The 19,219-nt window shown below is 62.9% G+C and carries 11 protein-coding genes; 2 read left to right on the plus strand and 9 right to left on the minus strand.

The features are described from left to right. Positions 1–7 precede the first annotated feature (7 nt). The 3 genes from N3C12_11670 to N3C12_11680 all read right to left on the minus strand — a co-directional run bounded on the left by N3C12_11670 (position 8) and on the right by N3C12_11680 (position 4,121). Positions 8–364 (minus strand): hypothetical protein, encoded by a 357-nt coding sequence (locus N3C12_11670; protein MCX8073093.1) that lies wholly within the window; start codon positions 362–364, stop codon positions 8–10. After that, on the minus strand, positions 336–1,508 hold the full coding sequence (locus N3C12_11675; GenBank protein MCX8073094.1) for a molybdopterin-dependent oxidoreductase: 1,173 nt from the start codon (positions 1,506–1,508) through the stop codon (positions 336–338). Before N3C12_11675 ends, N3C12_11670 begins: the two co-directional genes overlap by 29 nt. A 1,263-nt stretch (positions 1,509–2,771) precedes the next feature. Continuing rightward, on the minus strand, positions 2,772–4,121 hold the full coding sequence (locus N3C12_11680) for an alginate export family protein (GenBank protein MCX8073095.1): 1,350 nt from the start codon (positions 4,119–4,121) through the stop codon (positions 2,772–2,774). 349 nt (positions 4,122–4,470) lie between these two features. On the opposite strand from N3C12_11680, the gene aceE reads away from it, so the two are divergent. After that, on the plus strand, positions 4,471–7,014 hold the full coding sequence (gene aceE / locus N3C12_11685; GenBank protein ID MCX8073096.1) for a pyruvate dehydrogenase (acetyl-transferring), homodimeric type: 2,544 nt from the start codon (positions 4,471–4,473) through the stop codon (positions 7,012–7,014). On the opposite strand, the gene N3C12_11690 is transcribed toward aceE, so the two are convergent. From N3C12_11690 to N3C12_11715, 6 genes are all read right to left on the minus strand, one after another. Beyond that, the gene (locus N3C12_11690) at positions 7,011–8,225 is read right to left on the minus strand and encodes a TIGR04053 family radical SAM/SPASM domain-containing protein (protein MCX8073097.1); all 1,215 of its coding nucleotides are present in this window, start codon (positions 8,223–8,225) and stop codon (positions 7,011–7,013) included. The two genes, aceE and N3C12_11690, sit on opposite strands and share 4 nt — an antisense overlap. Before the next feature lie 78 nt (positions 8,226–8,303). Then, entirely contained in the window at positions 8,304–9,143 is an 840-nt protein-coding gene (locus N3C12_11695; GenBank protein MCX8073098.1) for an isocitrate lyase/PEP mutase family protein, read from the minus strand. 33 nt (positions 9,144–9,176) lie between these two features. After that, complete coding sequence (locus N3C12_11700) at positions 9,177–9,911, minus strand: methyltransferase (GenBank protein MCX8073099.1); 735 nt, start codon at positions 9,909–9,911, stop codon at positions 9,177–9,179. Then, on the minus strand, positions 9,908–10,489 hold the full coding sequence (locus N3C12_11705) for a hypothetical protein (protein ID MCX8073100.1): 582 nt from the start codon (positions 10,487–10,489) through the stop codon (positions 9,908–9,910). Before N3C12_11705 ends, N3C12_11700 begins: the two co-directional genes overlap by 4 nt. Positions 10,490–10,545: 56 nt before the next feature. Next, on the minus strand, positions 10,546–12,123 hold the full coding sequence (locus N3C12_11710; protein MCX8073101.1) for an AMP-binding protein: 1,578 nt from the start codon (positions 12,121–12,123) through the stop codon (positions 10,546–10,548). Positions 12,124–12,253: 130 nt separating this feature from the next. Further along, positions 12,254–17,800, minus strand: a complete 5,547-nt coding sequence (locus N3C12_11715) for a hypothetical protein (GenBank protein ID MCX8073102.1) — start codon at positions 17,798–17,800, stop codon at positions 12,254–12,256. Between the two features lie 380 nt (positions 17,801–18,180). Between N3C12_11715 and N3C12_11720 the strand changes: the two genes are divergently transcribed. After that, positions 18,181–18,351, plus strand: coding sequence for a hypothetical protein (locus N3C12_11720; protein MCX8073103.1), 171 nt, complete (start codon positions 18,181–18,183; stop codon positions 18,349–18,351). The last annotated feature ends 868 nt before the right edge of the window (positions 18,352–19,219 follow it).

A 19,219-nucleotide genomic window follows, 5' to 3' on the forward strand; every position in this document is an offset into this window, starting at 1 on the left:
TAGACGATCAGGTTTTTCCCGCCTCGATGAACTCGGGCTTGCCACGGTAAAACTCGAGCCGCCCCGTGCGCGTGTACCAGGGTTTGGATCCGTGGACCTGCTCCCACGAAAACGTGCGCGGATATGTCCGCGTGTTCATCAGTGCGGGAATGCCTTGAGCAGCGCGGGCCTCGAGATCTTCGAAGCGGTAACCTTTGGTCGGTGCACTCCCGTCCAAAATGCGTTGCAAGTACACTTCGACTTTGTTGGCGCGAACGAATCTCCAATGGTCGGCAAAGCGCCGGTCCCCCGTCAAATCGGCCAGGGCTTCGGACACGCCTGCATAAGTCTCCAGGTCACTGATGGTGGCAAAGGTGCGCTTCAAGGGCGTGCGCGGGAACACTTGAAGAAAAGGATTCGTGTTCGACGCCGTAAACAATGTCCGCGTATTCACACGAGCCCGACCACCACCATTCGTTCACCACGACACACTCTTGCCGCGGCAACGTGTTGAACACGACGTCGTAATGGTACTTGGTGTTGGCAATCTGCCAGTTGGAATTGCTCAGCCAAATTGCCTTAGTCGGCGTGGGCACGTGTGCGCCGGTCGTGAATTGTTTGTTGCCCTCGCGCAAGATGCGCTCGCCGGCGGCGTAGTAATGCAGCGATTTGTAGCGTGTGAACGCCTTCACATGGGGCGGACCCGCCGGATCGAGTTGCGGATCGAACGGATCTTCCGCCGCGTATCGTGGAACACCCGAGAGCATGGTGGTGCGGTAGTTGCCGGCGTACCAACCGACATTGCCTCCATGTTGCCCGATGTTGCCGGCGAGCGCGGCCACCAGAAAGACGGCACGATCTTTCAAGTCGTTATTGACGAACTGATTGGGCCCCATACCCATGGCGAACAGCGTCTTGCCACGATTGGCGGCAATTTGCCGCGCCAGGATCTCGACCGCGGCGGCCGGCGCCCAAGTGATGTTCTCCACAGTTTTCAGAGTCATGGTTTCGAGCAAATACGACCGCATCAGGTCAAACACGGGGCGCACTTCCACCGTGGCTCCGTTGACGAGCTGGACAGTGAGCGTGCCTTCCAAGGCGGGTTCGATGCCGGTTGTGCGGAAGTGCTCGCCCACGTGGTCGCATGACACTGCGGCGGGGCCGCTCCGCTTCATATCCCACACCACGAAGTCGGCAAATTCGCCGCGCAACGCTGCGGGAACTTGGATGCCGTTTTCGCCGGTGTGGGTGGCGGTTTTTCTCCTTCGGGGAGGACCTTGGTCCAGTTGGCGAGCTCCGACTCGCGATAATTCGGAAACACGTCGCGCGCCAACAGGGGCTCGAGGGTATCCAAGCGAACGAGCCGTGGCAGGTTCCGTAAACTCCCGCACAAAATCAGGATCGTACAACTTCTCCTTCACGATCACGTGAGCCAACCCGAGGGCGAGAGCGGGATCCGTTCCGGGACGGATCACCAGCACCTCGTCTCCTTTGTTGGCAGTGGCTGAGTACTCGACGGTAATCACCACGACTTTGGTTCCCCGTTGCCGCGTAGGTCATCCAGTGGCTGTCGGGCATTTTGGTCGTGATCCAGTTCATGTTCCAAACCAGCAGCAGAGCCGCGTTTTCTGCATCGAACAGCTCGAAGTCCGAAGTTTGGTCGCCATGGACCATCGGGTGACCGGGCGGCAAATCGGTGTGCCAGGAATAAGAGTCCCACAGGCTCCCGCCCTTGGCCTGGTCGGGACCAACGTTGCGCACGTGCGCGTCCAAAAGCGCCATCAAGTTGCCCATGCGGTAGGTGCCGACAATTCGCGTCGCCCCGAGCTTGGCCATCCTGCCGCGGAATTTCAGCGTTCGCAGCCCAGCATCCTGCATGGCTTCGACCATCGCGGGCTCGTAGCCTTGAGCAAGGAGGTTCTTCCTGCCCTCCTCGCCACTGTATGTTTGCGCGATGTTCAGCAAGGCGCGAGCGTGCAAGGCAAAGGCCTCCTCGTACGAAACCTTGACGAAACTATCCCATCCGCGGCGCATGAACTCAGCCGGAGGGCGGCCAGTCTTCGGATCGCGGGGGAAGCCGCGCTCGACCCAGGTTTTGAATCCTTTGCGGACAAAGGCCCCGCGCACGCGGCGGTCTCCATACAAACGCCGGCCGAGCACGAGTCCCTTTTGGCAGCAGCGCGGATCCCATCGCGGCGAGGCACGGTTGCCGGCGAGATCGGTCGCCTTCGAGTACCCGTATGTGGGCTCGATGCGCACGACTACATCGTTTTTCACGAACGCGCGCAATAAACAGTTGTGGGTGTCGTTTGGCGCACAGAGGAAGACAAACGAAGCATCATGGCTAAAAATTTCGCGGTAGAGTCGCTCGCAATCGCGATTTGGATACGATTCCAGCGGATTCCCCACTCGGATGGGCGCCAAGATGCGCAAGCCGGCAAGCAATTCCTTCGGGGCGAGCGCACTGCCAAGCCCAGCCATCGCCGCTAGTTGTAAAAATCGCCGGCGATCCATCATCGCCGAGACCTCCCTCCGCACCGAACGGCGCTATGGCCCGGGCGAGCAACAAGCGTACCGAGAGCATTCTTCCACACTCCCGGTCTCGTGCACGCCGCCGGGTTCGCACGGGCAACAATCACGCACGAAGAGCGGCGGTAGAGAGCTCCTCTATAGCGAGCCGTAAGCTCCACGTACGCGAAGTCGAGTGCCTTGCCGGCAAACGTGCGGCCAACCACACTCTGGCCGAACGCGTGGCCGTAGTAGGCGTATGCTGTCACCCGGGAATGAACCTGCTAGCTCACGCTCGCATCGACCAAGTGCGCAAGTTCCCGATGGGATCCGGTCGGCGTGCCGGAAAAACCAAAAATCCGCGCATTGCTCGCACCGCCGCCGGCATACCAAAGGTCGGCCGAATCATTGACCCTCAACCAGTGGTAGTCGACACGAGCGAGCACCTGTGCGTGCGGGCGCAGCAAGGCTTGGGCGACCAAGTCCTCGATATTCATGAGGTTGAAAAATGGTGTCTGCGCGTACACGCGCGCCGTGGGCAAGAGCTGGAAAAACGATCCATGCTCGCCATCGCTTGGGTTGTCGTCACCCGATGTTTGCGTGTACCCCACACGCAACCAAGGCGCAGCAGGCAGTGAGGGGAGTTGGTAGCCACCCTCCAAAGACCACGCCCAAGCCGCATGGTCGAGGTCACCCCAACGGCCCCGTTGCACAGCGAACCACGCCAAGACGTCGGCCTTGCCTGGCCCAACTGGGGCAATTCCCAGTGCATGTGCCCCAACTGTGTGGATTCCGATGCCCTTTTTGTCCGCTACGCGGAGGTCGCGAGGTCGGTTGTCCACTTTGACTGGTCGATCGCGCTGATCTTCGTAGTAAAGCCAGAACACACGGGCATCGGTCGGGAACAGCTCGGGCTGCTCCTTAGCCGTCGCAGCCAAGCCAGCCACAGCAATGTCTCGCAGTTCGGGGTTCGCACTGACCTCGAAACCACCCTGGGTGGGGCGGGCAGCGAAACCGGTGAGGTTCCAGCGCGCTTCATCCCAGCTCACGCGCGCACCGTCGAAGCTGCGGGTCACGTGGGTGTACCCGAACGGCCCGACCAAGCGCTCCGCGATGCGAGCTTTTTTGAGCCATGTGAGCGCGGCGTCCTTGGGAACAGTTTCCAAGCCGTCGCCGTACTCGAAGCGGCCGAGCGCGGCACCCAATTCCGGCAACGCTGACCAGTTGCGCAAAGCGATAAAGCCTCGCTTCAGAAAAACCTCTCCTTGGTTGCGGCGCTGCGTATGGGCAAAGTACGTGACACCTGGGCCTAAATTCCCCTCCGGCGCCGGTAGGCTGGCATCGTCCGGCAAGCCCAAAAGCTGGGTGTACTGGCTCTCTGCAACTAACTGTAGCCCGCCGTGGGTAAGTTCACCGCCAAAGCGCAGTTGGTTGCCGTAAAAAGAATAGCTTTGCGCGCCGGCATTGCTGCGTCCCAAAGCTGGCCGAAACCAGTCGACCACTTCGACGCGGATGCGATCGGAGAGTAACGGCCGGATCTCCGCGCCATCCAACGTAACCGCGCGAGCCGGCCCGAGTGACAGACCGAGCCCGGCAACAACACCTGCAACCGCGGCCGTCAGGTTCCCCCGCATGATTCCTCCTCGCAATATTCGAGTTTGCTAGCCGACGTCGTGCCGCCGGCGATCCGTCATGCAACTCACGGACCGAATGAGCGGAGTTCGCATGTGGAAGAAATTTTGGGAAAGTGCGATTAGGCAGGGGCTTTTCTGCACCCACTGCGTGCGCATTCAGTCCCCGCGCCAACATGGCAGCAGGCCGTGGCAGCATTTGTCCTTGCGCCAGCGGCTGTAGCCGCGGGCTCAGCGAGGCGCGATCGCGCGGCACTCTCGGGCCAGCGCGCAGGCCTAACCTCCGTGCGACTTCGGGCATGGATGTGTTGTCCAATAGATAAGGAGGGAGAGGCGCGATAGAATCGACGGCATGGAACTCACCCACGGAACATTGAAGATCGTTGCGAGCCTCAACACGCCTTACATCAACACCATCCCGGTGGAGGAGCAGCCACCGTATCCTGGCGACCTCGAGATCGAGCGCCGCATCCGGAACATCATTCGCTGGAACGCCATGGCGATGGTGGTCCACGCCAACAAAGAGTACCCCGGCATCGGCGGGCACATTTCGACTTTTGCGTCGGTCGCAACGCTGTTCGAAGTTGGGTTCAACCACTTCTTCCGCGCACCCTCTCCGGACTATCCCGGCGATCAAGTGTTTTTCCAAGGGCATGCCTCCCCTGGCGTGTACGCCCGTGCCTTCCTCGAAGGGCGACTCACCGAGCAGCACTTGCTTGCCTTTCGACGGGAGTTTGCCCCTGGAGGGGGCCTCGCCTCCTATCCCCACCCGTGGTGTATGCCGGAGTTCTGGCAGTTCCCGACCGTGTCGATGGGGCTTTCGCCCATTACCTCGATCTACCAGGCCCGCTTCAATCGCTACCTGCGCGCCCGTGGCCTGATTGCTCACGACGGCGGGCGGGTATGGGCGTTCTTGGGCGATGGCGAGATGGACGAACCGGAAGCAGTGGGAGCACTCACACTGGCAGCCCGCGAGGAACTCGACAACCTGACCTGGGTCATCAATTGCAACTTGCAGCGACTCGACGGGCCGGTGCGTGGCAACGGCAAGATCATCCAGGAGCTGGAAGCCTTATTTCGTGGGGCTGGCTGGAACGTGATCAAGGTGATTTGGGGCAGCGATTGGGACCCACTGCTCGCGCGCGACAAGAAGGGGCTGCTCGTGCAACGGATGAACGAGGTGGTGGACGGGCAGTACCAAAAATACACGGTGGAGTCCGGTGCCTACATCCGCGAACACTTCTTCGGGGTTCACCCTGAGCTGCTCGAGCTGGTCGCTGATCTTACCGATGCCAAGCTCCGCAAGCTCCGTCGTGGCGGACACGACCCAGAAAAAATCTACGCGGCGTACAAGGCGGCCACCGAGCACCGCGGGCGGCCAACCGTGATTTTGGCCAAAACGATCAAAGGCTACGGGCTGGGCGAAGCTGGCGAGGGGCGCAACGTCACGCACCAACAGAAGAAGCTCAACGAAAAAGAGCTGCGCTCGTTTCGCGATCGGTTGGGCATTCCCATCAGCGATGCCGAGCTCGTCGAAACTCCTTTTTATAAGCCGCCCGCGGACAGCGAAGAGATCGAGTACTTGCTGGAGCGCCGCCGCGCGCTTGGCGGCTTCGTTCCTAGCCGACGTCGGCACATCGTGAGCCTTCCGCCGCCACCGAAGTCGATCTTCGAGGAGTATTATCAAGGCTCCGGGAGCCGTGAGGTCGCCACCACGATGGTGCTCGTGCGCATGCTGCGGCAGCTCATGAGCGATTCGGAAATCGGCCGCTTGATCGTTCCCATCGTTGCCGACGAGGCACGCACGTTCGGGATGGACGCACTTTTTCGCAAGTTCGGCATCTACTCGCCCAAGGGCCAGCTTTACGAACCGGTGGACTCCGATGTGGTTGCCTACTACCGCGAAGCCACCGACGGCCAACTGCTCGAGGAAGGCATTACCGAGGCCGGCGCCATGGCCTCGTTCCAAGCTGCGGGCACGGCCTATTCCACGCACGGAGTGAACACCATTCCGTTCTTCTTCTTCTACTCCATGTTCGGCTTCCAGCGCATTGGCGACCTCATCTGGCAAAATGCCGATGCGCGCGGCAAGGGCTTTCTCATCGGCGCCACTTCTGGACGCACCACGCTCGCGGGCGAGGGGTTGCAACATCAGGACGGTCACAGCCACGTGCTCGCCAGCACCGTACCCACCGTGCATGCCTACGATCCAGCGTTTGCCTACGAAATTGCGGTGATTGTCGAAGAAGGCCTACGGCGAATGTACCGCGAGCAGGAAGACTGCTTTTACTACCTCACCGTCACCAACGAGCTCTATCGGCAGCCGCCCATGCCCGAGGGGGTGCGGGAAGGCATCTTGCGCGGCTGCTACAAGCTGCAGGCCGCCGATCCCGTGGGAGAATGGCCCCACGTGCACTTGTTCGCCAGCGGTGCGATTTTGCGCGAAGCCTGCCGCGCGCAAGATTTGCTCGCCGAGCGACAGATCGCCGCTCACGTGTGGAGCGTAACGAGCTGGACCGAACTCCGGCGCGACGCGCTTGCTTGTCGGCGCTGGAACATGCTGCACCCCCTGGCCACACCGCGCCGCTCGTATTTGGAAACTGTGCTGGCGGATGAACCTTACCCGGTGGTGGCGGTCAGCGACTACATGAAGGTGCTGGGCGATGCCCTCGCGCCGTTTGTCCCCGCAGGCCTCTTCGCGCTCGGTACTGACGGATTCGGCCGCAGCGACGAGCGGAAAACCCTGCGCCGCTACTTCGAGGTGGACGCCGAATGCATCACCGTGGCCGCGCTCTCGGTACTCGCCGAACGTGGGATGGTGGCGCCGGAAATTGTGGCGCAAGCAATCGAGGATTTCGGTATCGATCCGGGAAAACCCGACCCGGCACGGAATTAGCCGACACTGCGCCCCGACAGTGCCCTGCACTGGCCTCGCTGCCGCGGCTGGTAGAGGCACAACGGCTCCTCGGCGAGGGGATCGCCGAATTCAGCGAAGGCCCGCGCGCGCGAGCCGCCGCATACGCGGGCAAATTCGCATTCGCGGCATTTTCCGCGCCACTGCCGAACGTCACGCAAGGCTCGCAGCAGGGGTGAAGTGCGATAGATGTCAGCCAGCCCGGCCTCGCGCACGTGCCCGACAACCAGCGGCAAAAATCCACTCGGGTACACCTCGCCGATGTGCGAGATAAACAAGAGACCACGACCGTCGGTAACCCCCTGGAGTGCCCCCGGCATATCGTTCGGGGCATCCTGGGGGATGGTACCCAACAAGGGCAACACGCCGGCTGCTTGGCGGCGGCGTTCCGCCACCTGCCGTTGCAACACGTAGCGGCGATAGTGGGGGGCCGCAGTGGTTCGCACTTGAAACGGCACTCGCTGCGAAAGCTCGTAGAGGAAAGCGAACACGTCTTCGAACTCCTGAGCGGTCAGTTGATCCGTGGCCTGCGCCCGCCCCACCCGCACCAGAAAAAACAAGCTCCAAGTGACGGCGCCGAGCTCGCCGACCAACTGGCTCATGCGTTCGAGCTGGTGCACATTGCGGCGCGTTACCGTGGTGTTGATCTGGGTCGCAAGGCCGCATGCTCGGGCCGCACCCAACGCGGCCACACTCCACGCAAACGAACCCGGCTGTTGGCGGAAAGCATCGTGCGTGGGTGCATCCGGGCCATCGAGGCTCAGCCCCATCCGGCGCACACCATGAGCGCGGAAGCGGCGCACGACGTCTGCGGTTAGCAGCGGCGTTCCGCTCGGAGTGATGGCGACATTCAGACCCAATTCGACGGCGTGGTCGATGAGCGCGAATAAGTCAGGCCGCCGCAACGGATCCCCACCCGTAAAAATGAACACGGGGCTTCCCAACTCGCGCACCTGTGCGAGCAAGCGCTTTCCTTCCCCCGTGGTCAGTTCGCGTGGGTCGCGCTGCCGCTGGGCATCCGCGCGGCAATGCACGCAGCGCAGATCACACGCGCGCGTGACTTCCCAGATGACCGTAAACGGAGCCTGGTCGAGGTCGATTCCGGCAAGCTTGCGCGGCTTACTCCCGGCAGCAGTCGAGTTCATCGCCAGCAACTCTATCAATTGCGGTGCCAGCTTTGCCGCCACGTCCATGCATGGATCGCAGCCGACGGCATTCTCGAATTTGCTCGGCCCGAAGCAAAAACCCTGGCGTCGAGGTTACCGAGCCGCCTAGGGATCGCGGTAACCGACCAGCTCGAACCAACGCTCGAGCGGAAAGAGGCGTTGCAGATGGTTGCGCAGCGTACCCTCGGCGCGCAGCAGGGAGTACGTTTCCGCTAACGCTCGAGCAGCACTGAGAAGCGGCGCCAGCGGAGTCACGATGATTTGGAAGCCAAGCGCGAAGAGTTCCTCAGGGCTCAGCAGCGGTGTACGGCCGAATTCCACCATGTTCGCCACTTTGATCCCGGGCACCTCGCGGCCGATGCGGCCAAGCTCCGCGATCGACTCCGGCGCCTCGACGAACACAGCGTCGGCGCCGGCTTCGAGGGCAGCACGGGCCCGTCGGAGCGCCTCGTCGAGGCCGAGCACGGCAAGAGCGTCGGTGCGGGCAACTAAAAATAACTCGTTGCCCAGGGGATGTTCCCGCACCGCGCGAAGTTTGGCGAGCCACTCGTCGGCGTCCACCACCTGCTTCCCGCGCATGTGCCCGCAGCGCTTGGGCCACACCTGATCCTCCAAAAACAGGCCAGCAGCACCTGCCCGATGGTAGAGCTCCACGGTGCGCTGCACGTTGGCCACGCTGCCGTACCCAGTGTCGGCGTCGACCAGTACCGGCCGATCAGTGAGCCGGCACAGCCGTCGGGCAGCATCGGCCATTTCCGTTTGGGTAAGCAAGCCAATGTCCGGCTCTCCGAGGAGCGATGCGGCAACACTAAAACCCCCAATGAACATCGCCTCGAAACCGGCATTGTGGGCAAGGCGTGCGGAGATGCCATCGTAAATGCCGCCCATGACCAAAGGCCCCTGGGTTCTAAGAAGCAACTGCTGCATACGCTCCCGCCCGTGCATGACACACCCCTTTCCACTGGACCGATTGGCAAATCAGCGCCATCGCATGACCACCAAGCGAACCTCTACAGGCCGGGCGTCTTCCATTTCCATCACGCGCACCTCATGCACGGCAAACCCCCGTGCTTGCGCCTCGGCCAACCACGCGCGGTCGAAGGTACGAACCGATTCCGCCGCAACCAGGCAGCCACCCCGCCCGAGGCTTGCCCAAGCTAAGTCGAGCAGTGCAGTTTGTAACGCCGGATCATAGGTCACGTCGGCAGCACAAATCAGCTCGAACCGCTCTCGCAAAGCGAAGCGCTGCAGGTCGCCCTGCCAAAGGTGCACCCGCAGGTCGTTTGCCACGGCGTTGAGGCGACACAACCCGACCGCGTCGGCATCATGATCGAAGGCGAACGCCTGACCACCCATTTGCGCGGAGACAAGCGAAACCAGCCCAAGGCCACACCCCACCTCGAGGCAACGCCCTGCAGGCAACCACGGATGCTCGACCAAGTAGCGCGCCAGCGCACGGCTGCCGACCCACAGGTGCGCCCAGTATGGCGGCTCCGGGGCGTGCGGGTCGCGGAGCAAAGCTTCCACATCCACGTGGCGCGCGAGGTCCGCCACTCGCGCCACGCGCAGGCTCGCCCGACCGCAACGCCACGGCTCCCATACCAGAGCGTAGCGACGCCAAAACGACGGGAACCGGTCTTGGCCCCCGAACCGCTCAGTTCGCCCATCCTGCCCACTGCAAGCGAGCGAGCCAGCCGTGCCTGCAGCCTTCATGCTGGGGCCAGCGAGAGCTCGCGTTGGGCGAAGCGACCAAAGCGCCACAAGGCAAGTGCACGCGAACAGCCTTCCGCTCGCATCGAGGCCAAAAAGCTCGGCAAGTCGCGCAAACGAAACGTGAGGATGCCAGCACCCCACAGCGGTCCGTCCGCTCCGCCAACACGAATTTCACTGAACAAGGTGACTTGCGCACGCAGCGATGGAAAGGGTGTGCGCAACACCTTGACTCCCCGGAAATGGTACGCTGCCCCGTCGTCACCTTTGAACGTGAACGTGTAGCGCAAAAGCTTGGCCCCCTTGGCAGGGTCGGCAACGTACATTTCCAACGCCCCATCGGAAATCGGCTGCGCTGTCGCCAAGTCGGGGCACGTCACGGTTCCATCCAGCTTCGCCACATGGCGTTCGGCGGCAAGGAACTCATCGAGGTTGTCGATCGTTACCGTCAGGTCCAACAGCAAAATCGTACCGCGGGCTCGACCTTGGCTCGCTCCGACATCGGGGGTCGGAGCTCCGCTGGCAAATGGGCCCTGCATGCGCTCGCGAAAGGTCAATTTTACCGCGGGTGCAACCATCACGACTGGGTTTTACGGCAGCCGTAGGAGAAAAGGCAAGGCGCCTAGGCTTGGCTCAATCAGCTCGATTGGAGGCGAGCAACCCATGCGGCCAGCTCGTGGCGGCGGATTTTGCCGGTGGGCTCACGCGGAAGTTCCGAGACGAAAACCACCCGACGAGGGCACTTATAATGGGCCAGCCGCTTTCGAGCAAAGTCCTTCAACTCTGCTTCCCCCACAGTCCAACCTCTGCGCAGCTCCACTACCGCCACGACCTGCTTCCCGAGATCGGGGTCGGAAACTCCAACCACAGCCACATCGCCGACCGCCGGATGTGCGAGCAAAGTTGCCTCGACCTCCGCCGGGTACACATTCGCCCCACCGCTCAAGATCAGGTCGGCCCGGCGATCCACTAAAAACAAGTACCCATCCTCGTCGAGGTAACCCAGATCTCCGGCGGTGAACCAACCCTCGCGGAAGGCCTGGGCATTTTTGTCCGCTGCATGACGGTACGAAAAATTCATGTTCGGGCTGCGCACGTAGACAAGCCCAATTTCTCCCGGGGCACACTCGCGGCCGTCCTCGGTGAGAATTTTCAGCTCGTGCCCGGGCCACGGCTTACCCACCGTCCCTGGTCGTTCGAGCCACTCCTCTGCTGTCACCCGCGTGAACCCCGACTCCGACGCTCCGTAAAACTCGACCACCGAACCTGCTGGGAACACTTCCATGATCTTTCGCTTGACGTCCACCGGGCACGGTGCAGCGGCGTGCAGCACCAAGCGCACGGAACTTAGATCGTACGTTCGGCGCGTTTCCTCCGGAACTTGCAAAATCCGCACGAAGTGGGTGGGCACCATGAAGGTGGTGGTCACCCGATGCTGGGAAATTGCCGCGAGGACCGCGATCGGGTCGAACTTGTTCTGCAGCACGACCGTGGCACCCACGAGCAAGTGCGCTTGGGCGTAGCTTGCGGGTGCAGTGTGGTACAACGGACCACACACTAAATGCACATCGTTCTCGGTTAGGCCCCACATGTGCGCCACAGCCGCCAATTGCCGCGGGCTCTCCCTGGGATCGACGTGGCGGTCGACAGCCTTCGGCCGGCCCGTGGTGCCCGACGTGTACACGAGCACGTCGAACCCGCCGCCGGGAAGAAAATCGCCGGCCTCCCACTCCGGCTGCGCGGCCAGCGAGGCCTCGTAGCTCTCGCCTCGCCAAGGATGCTCTGCCCCGACCACCCAAACGGAAACAGCACGTGTTAACCCCGCCTCTGCCAATGCCGCATCGACCTCTGCCGCCAAACTGTTCTCAGCGATGAGGATCCGGGCGCCGGCATCGTTGAGTAAATAGGCGATTTCCGGCCCCTTAGCGCGGTAGCCGATGGGCAACACCCGGGCGCCGAGTTTCCCCACAGCCTGCATCGCTTCGAGCCACTCCACGCGATTGTGCATCACCAGCGCCACGGCGTCCCCCTGGCCGACGCCCGCTGCGCGCAACGCATGCGCAAGTTGGTTTGCGCGGCGGTAAAGCGTGGCGTAGCTGAGCTGCCGCTCTGGTGACCACACCGCAAGCGCGTGTGGCCGCTGCTCTGCGTGGTACCGCAAGCCTAACGCTGCCCCGGTTGTGCGCTCTGCAGTTCGTTCCCCTGGGTCCGCCACGGCGACGCCAGGACTCCCCACCCGGCGGCGAAAGTCAAGAGTGCACCGATTGCACCGGGGACGGCCCAAACCGGCTAAGGCAGAGGCTAAGCTCGCACCTCGCTCACCCCCGCTGCACGGAAACAGTGCCTTACGCCAGCAATGTGGCGAGCGCCGTGGGAAGTTGTTTGAAGGTAAACGAACCTTTCAACAGCAACTCGCGGACGGTGGAGGCATAAAAATGATCTTCGCGTGGCGGTGCTGGGTCGAGGCTCACAAGCAATGGCAATTCCGCTGTCGCCTCCTGTTGCCGGAGCGTGGCCATGGCGCGCGCGCCACCGGCGGTGCTCGGCGACAGATGGAGCACTGCGGCATCGGGCGCAAGAATGGTGGTAAATTCGAGCGCCTGTTTTCCGTCGAGAACGATCGAGGTCGAGATGCCAGCCTTGGACAACGGCTCGCGCAGCTTGTTCATGGCATCGACATCAGCGCTTACCGCCAGCAACTTTTTCAGTTTCGGCCTAAGCCAGCCCAAACCCGCAAGCGCCCGCTCAGCATCAAGCGGCCACATGTCGAACTCCACGCGGCCGAAGCAAAAGCCCTTGTCCCCGTTCGATGGCATGACGTAAGCCAAGATGCGCCACGATCGCCATTGCGCTTCCGAGCGCATGCGCAAAAGCGAGCGCCAAGCCTGCGGTCCCGCACCTAAATTGATCAGCGCGCAACCGCTGCCCGCGGTCGGCAGGTGCCGCATCCCTTCCTCGTTGGGGGCCACCACCCGCACCTCGAACCCTGCCGCCCGCAGGGCAGCGCTTGCCTCTTCCGCGCGGCGCCCGGCATCGAGCACTACCAGGTCGCGTACCGCCTCTCCATTCGATGCCGCTGCGTTACCCGCGCTCACTGCGACCGGCTGCTCGCGCACCGCTTGCACCCGCGTCGCAAGCTCCAGTTCACCCGCAGCCACGCTTACCACGCCCGCGCGCTGGCTTTCGCCGTTGGCGCCGTTCGTTCGGCTCATCGCTTCTTGCGCTGCGCGCAGAGCCGCGAGCAGCTCTTCCCGCTCTGCTTCCGCCTGAGCTAGTGCCTCTTCGCGGTCACTCAGGCTCCGCTCGAGCTCTTCGAGCTTTGCTTTTGCTTCTGCCAGCGACGTCGCCAGATCGAGCCGCTCTTCCTCGCTGGTTAATTTTTCCGCTTGCAAGCGCTCGTATTCGGAGCGCAAGTCAGCAACCAAGGCCCGTTCGTGCTCCAACGCGCCCTGTTGTTCCGCGAGCAACTCCTCGACTCGCTTCCGCTCCTCGCCAAGTTGCCGGAGTTGCTCCTCCAAACGCTGTCGCTCCGCCTCCAATTGAGCCAAGATCTCCGCGCGCTCGCGCACAACCGATTCGCGCTCCTCTTGCAGCACCTGTCGTTGCCGCTCGCTGCGCGCAAGCTCCCCCCGCAACACGTCGAGCTCCGCCTGCAATGATGCCAACTGATGCGCCGTCGCTTGCGCCTGCTCCAGCTCCGCTTGCTGCTCGGCAAACTGGCGGCGCCAGTTGTCTGCCTCCAACCGCAAACGGTCCAGCTCCTGCTCGAACGCTTGCCGCCGCTGTTCGCTCGCCCGCAGTTGTTCCTCGGCAGCGCGCAACCGTTCAAGCAACTTTGCCGACTCCACAGCTCGTTGCTGTGCTTCCTGTCGCCACGATTCCAACTCGCGCTCGGCACGATCCAGACGCTCGCTCAGTTGTGCACGCCCCTGATTGAGTTCGGCAATTTGTTTGCGCAAGTGATCGACAATCCCCTGGAGCTCGCCGACCGTTGCGGCGTGCGCTTGGGCCAAGTCGCGGGTCCGCTTTTGATGCTCCGCCAAGGCACCTTCCAACAGCGTCTTTTCTTGTTGCAGAGCGCGGTGTTCGATACGGAGGCGCTGCACCTCGTGCGACAAGGCTTGTACCTGTTCTCCCTGCCCGGCGCGCGCGGCGGCCAGCTCTTCTTGCAGTTTTGCCTGCTCTGCAACCAGAGCTTCGTACCGCTCTTCCTGGCGGGCAAGCTCAAATTGGAGCCGGCTGCGTTCTTCCGTCGCGGCGGCCAACTCCCGTTCGCGTTGCTGCAAACGCTCTTGCAGCTCGCCAACTTCTGCCTGCATCTCCCGCAAGCTTTGCTCCGCGCTCCGTGCCCGCGTCTCCAGGGCCTGCACCCGTTCGGCAAAAGCGCGTTCCGTTTCGCTCACCCGCTTCTGGAGCCCGTCGCGGTGGCGCGCGACCTCTGCAAGCTGCTGTTGCAACGCCGCTACCTCATCGCGCAGCGCCGCCAGTTGCCCTTCTTGCTGCCGGAAGACTCTCGTCGCCTCTTCCAATTGCTCTTGCGTCGTGCGCTGCTCTTGCTCCCAAGTCGCACGATCCGCCGCAATTTCCTTTTGGAGCTCGCGCAAATGCGCCTCCAGCTCGGCCGCGCGGCTGAGGGCCTCCGTGCGCTCGCGCTCACGGAGCTCCAACTGGCTAGTAGAGCGCGCGATTTCTACGCGGAGTCGTTCGACTTCTTGCTCGAGACTTTGCGCACGTTCGACGGTCGTACGCACCTGGCTTGTGCTTTCCGCCAAGCGAGCTTGTAGCTCGGCAATCTGCTTGCCGGCCTCTTCACACTGCCGGGCGCGATGCTCGGCCAAGCTTTGCGTCGATGCCAGCAGCGCGGCGTGGCTTTCGGCCTCAGCAACTCGCTGAGCGAGCAACTCCTCCAAGCGGCTGCGCTCCGCTTCGAGGCGCTCCATCGCCTCCCGCAAAGAGGCCAGCTTGCGGTCCGAGGCCACCTGGGTTTGCGCCACGAGGTTGCGCGCCACCATGAGTTCCTCGGCAAGCGCCGCGCGCGCCCGTTCCGCGCTTTCCGCCTCCTTCCGCACACGCGCCAGTTCGCTCTCCAAGGCCACGATGCGTTGTTCCCACTCCGACGCGGAATGTTGCTCTGCACCAACAGCTTCGGCTCGAGCGGCAGCCAGCTCAGTTTCGAGTTCCGCCACCCTGGTAGCCAACGTTTCCGCTCGCGCAGCCAGCAAGGCACGGTCGGCCAGTTGTTGCCGCAAGGCTGCGAGCTCGCGGCGCAAGCGTTCGGCCTCCGCATCCCGCTCCTGCCAGTTGCGTTCCAGAGCGTCGTACTGTTCGCGCAGCCGCTGGAGTTGATTCGTCATCGCCTCCCGTTCGCTCAGTGCGGCGGCCAACTCTGCACGCAGCGTTCCTTCGGTGGTTTGCGCACGTTCACGTGCCTGCTCGAGCACCTCGCGCAGCCTGCCTACTTCCTGTCGCGCCAGCTCTGCCTCCGCCCGCGCATCGTCGAGGGCCTTGTCTAACTCCGCCAGCCGCTGCCGTTGCTGTTCCGCGGTTTGCTGCCACTGCGCGAGTTCGGCCGCCATCTGCTCTTGCCGGCGCTGCAACGACTGCAGCGCTTGCTCGCGGTCCACGATCTGTTGCACAAGTTGGTCTCGCTCGTTCTCGACGCTGGCCAGGCGCTGCTGCCAGTACCCAACCTGTTCTTCCCAACGCGCCCGCTCCCGTTGCAGTCGGCCCTCGAGTGCGAGCGTTGCCTCTTCAGCTTGCCGCCAAGCCGCCTCACGTTGGCGGAGCTCCTCGCTCAAGCGTTGGCGTTCGCGCTGTGCGGCCTCCAACTGATTGCGCAGCTCCGTGAGCTGGTTGCTCAGGGAGTTCGTCTCGGCCAGCGCACGCTGCAGTTGCAGGCTTGTCTCGCGCAGTTCCTCGGCTCTCGCATCGGCGCGCTCGGCCCACTGCGCGGCGGCCGCCCGCGCTTGTTGGAGCTCGTGCTCGTGCGCTTCCAGTGCCGCATGCGCCTGGGCCGCGAGCGCAGCATGGGCGGCCTCCAACTCTGTTACTCGCCGCCGCCAGCTCGCCAGATCTTCCGACAGCGTTTGCCGTTCCTTCAGCCAGGCATCGCGCTCCCTCTCCAACTCAGCAACGCGCGCTGTGCTCTCGACCCGTGCAACCTCGCTCGCTTCAAGTTCCGCGCGAACCCGCTCAAACTCCGCTTGGGCCGCTAGCAGTTGCGCGCGCACTTGCTCCCAAGCGTCCTGGCTTTCACGGAGCAGTCGCTCCTGTTCATCGAGTTGCACCCTCAACGTGTCTGCCAAACGAGCAAAGGAATCGGCTTCTTGACGCGCGGTGGACACCTCGCGCTCCCACGCCGCAGCCGCTTCCGCCCAGCGCTGCCGTTCTTGCTCCAACGCCTGCCGCAACGCCTGGTTCTCCGCCATCGCCGCCGCGCGGGCGGTCTCGCTGTCGGCAAACTGCGCGTGTGCTTCCTCGGCGAGGGCGGTTAGGCGTTCCCACTCCGCACGGAGGTGAGCGATCTGCTCGGCGAGTCCGTCGCGCTGCACGGTGGTGCGCCGCAGCTCCGCCTCCAGGCGGGCGATTGCCTTGGTCCGCGCGGCAAGTTGATGTCGAGCGGCTTCGGCCTCGCTCTTCCACGCGTCACGATCGGCCTCCAACGCAACCCTTTCCTCGCCGAGTTGCTGCCGCAGCCGCGCAACTTCCTCTTCCAGGCCGCGCCGTTGCGCATGCAGGGTTTCGATTTGGGCGACGAGTCGATCGCGCTCTTCGAATACTGCCATGGCCAAGGTTTGCCACTCGGCCAACTGCGCCTCGGTGCTGCCACTGCGCGACTGCAGGGAATCCCACTCCTTTTGCAAATTGGTCAGCGATTGCTGCAAGGCCTGCACCCGCCCTTCAGCGAGACGCATTGTGCGCGTGCGTTCCGCTTCGGCAGCAACAAGTCGGTCTTGGAGCGACTCGACCTCGGCACGTAGGCGGGCCAGCTCGGCAGCCTCTTCGCCGGTGCGGTCACGCAACTGCTGCAACAACTCGTCGCGTTCACGCTGGAGCGAGTGATTGTGCAAGGTCAACTGGCGAACGCGTCCGTTGGCCAGCTCGAGTTCGTGGCGAAGGGCTGCAAGCTCTTCCTCATAGCGAAGCAGCTCCGTGTCCGGTTGTTGCTGAGCCCCGCGGGCCGCTTCCCCACGCTCCTGCCACCGTGGAGGTTCGGGCAGGGGCGGGGGGGCGGCGGAGGCGGTGGCAGCAGCATCGATAATGGCTCCAGCAGCAACCAGCTTGGCCAGGGTTTTTTGTACCTTCTCTGTTTCCAGGCTGGGCGCATGGGTCTCAGGGGCACTGCTTTCTGCATCGCGCAGCACCGGAGCACAAACCAGCAAGGCCTGACTCAGGGTATACAAGTCAGCATCGTTGAAGGAGCGCTTGCCTGCCGCAAACACGAGGAAGACGCCTGCCGGCTGCTCGTTTTGCAGAATAGGCACAGTGACGATGGTCAAGCCCAAACGTGCCACTTCGGCCAACGCCCGCGGTACAAAGGGGTTTTTGTGCGCATCCCCAATGATACTGATGCGTCGGTTGCGCAATGACCGCAGGGGAATATCCCACAGACACGCCTCACCACCACCAAGGGCGGCCACGGCTTCGGTGTTCAACCCCTCGGCAGCGAGGAGCACCAAGCGCTCGCGGCGCGCTTCATAGCCCAGAACAGCCACTGCAGTGGCTCTCACTGTCTCTTGCACCACCTTCGCCGCTTCGGCAGCGAACTCGAGCCGAGGGAGGCGTTTCGCAAAGAGACCGACAAGGCGATTGCCAAGCCCGGCCAGATTCGGACCACTCGCTGGATTCGGTTGTGAATGGCGCAACGAATCAGATTTCGTGGCGGGCTGCATCGGTCGTTGCCTTTCGGTGAAGGGAAGCGCAACTCGGCGCCGTCAACATGGGCCAATCGCTCGCGAACACAGTCATCATACGAAGGAGCGTCAGCCGAGCGCGCAAGAGGCGTACCAGGAAGCGCCCGTGCGCCAAAGCAAACGCGGACGTCACAAACCCGCCAAAACCGTTGCCGCAAACTTGCCACTCGCCACCGCGGTTGCGTAGCCGGCCTCTGCGGAAGTGCTTGCGATACCCCTGGGAAGGCCGAAAAAAGTTCGCTCGCTTCTTCCCTAGGGATCGCCACAGTTTCACTATCACCAGGCGCCAGCGAGCTTGCCGGTCAGCCGCATGAGCCACGCCGCGGGCGGTCGCACCTGGCTGGCGAAAGGAGGGCAGCATGACAAAGGGAGCGATGGGTCAACTTGGATCTGCCGTCGTCGGTTATGTCGTGATGGCGGCGGGTCTGTTGGTCATTGGAGCAGTTGGTGCACCGCCGGTCTTGGCCAACGGTTGCGGCGCCAACGTCGAATGCGATGACGGCAACCCCTGCAACGGAACGGAGACGTGATCCTCTGGCCAGTGCGTAGCAGGAGAACCCCTACCAGAAGGAGCACCATGCGACGACGGCGACCCTTGTACGCAAAGCGAGCGTTGCCAGGTATTTGATGGAAACTATTATTGTACCGGTGGGAATCTGAAACCTCAGTGCGGGTGCTGCCCGCTACCAGGATTCCTCGCAAGTGCAAGTTTTAGCTCCGAGGCTTGCACGACCCCCGGTTGCGTGGGTCGGAAACTCCTCGGTTTCGTCGAGGCGAGAGCGAGTTCCACCTTCATTGGCTGCACCGCGCCAGTCACACAAGATTACTGCTCAAACGAAGCACAGGGAGAGTTCGTCCAAAATGTCTTGTGTAACTCCGAGTTGGGGCTTTGCGAAACCCGAGCAGCATGTGGGAACGGCGTCGTCGAACCTGGCGAAGAGTGCGAACCGCAACAAGGCCAGGACCCGGTTTGCGGCTGCGATCCACAAACGTGCACCTATCCGCAGGGACCCTGCGACGACGGCAATGCCTGCACCACCGGCGACAGTTGCAACAATGGCGTGTGCCAGCCGGGGACACCAGTAACGTGTCAACCAGCCTCGCCTCCATGCGAGGCCGGCCTGCAGTGCAACCCGAGCACGGGGCAATGCGAAGATCTTGATGACCCACCTTTCGGGACCCCGTGCGACGTAGATCAGAATCCCTGGATGATCGACCAGTGTGACGGTCAAGGCTCTTGTGTGCTTGTTTTCTACCCCCCGCAAGGTACCTCCTGTGACGACGGCCTGTTCTGCAACGGCAGCGACACCTGCGACGGCCTTGGTGTCTGCGAGCACAGCGGCGACCCGTGCACTGGCGGCACGGAGTGCAAACAAACCTGCAGCGAAGCTTTAGACA

The organism is Candidatus Binatia bacterium (assembly GCA_026415395.1).
Lineage (GTDB): Bacteria > Desulfobacterota > Binatia > HRBIN30 > HRBIN30 > HRBIN30.

Bases quoted from the DNA above. Each gene is read 5' to 3' on its own strand.
- N3C12_11720 (MCX8073103.1), top strand. From the start codon at position 18,181: ATGACAAAGGGAGCGATGGGTCAACTTGGATCTGCCGTCGTCGGTTAT.
- N3C12_11690 (MCX8073097.1), bottom strand. From the start codon at position 8,225: ATGGACGTGGCGGCAAAGCTGGCACCGCAATTGATAGAGTTGCTGGCG.
- N3C12_11715 (MCX8073102.1), bottom strand. From the start codon at position 17,800: ATGCAGCCCGCCACGAAATCTGATTCGTTGCGCCATTCACAACCGAAT.
- N3C12_11695 (MCX8073098.1), bottom strand. From the start codon at position 9,143: ATGCACGGGCGGGAGCGTATGCAGCAGTTGCTTCTTAGAACCCAGGGG.
- aceE (MCX8073096.1), top strand. From the start codon at position 4,471: ATGGAACTCACCCACGGAACATTGAAGATCGTTGCGAGCCTCAACACG.
- N3C12_11700 (MCX8073099.1), bottom strand. From the start codon at position 9,911: ATGAAGGCTGCAGGCACGGCTGGCTCGCTCGCTTGCAGTGGGCAGGAT.
- N3C12_11680 (MCX8073095.1), bottom strand. From the start codon at position 4,121: ATGCGGGGGAACCTGACGGCCGCGGTTGCAGGTGTTGTTGCCGGGCTC.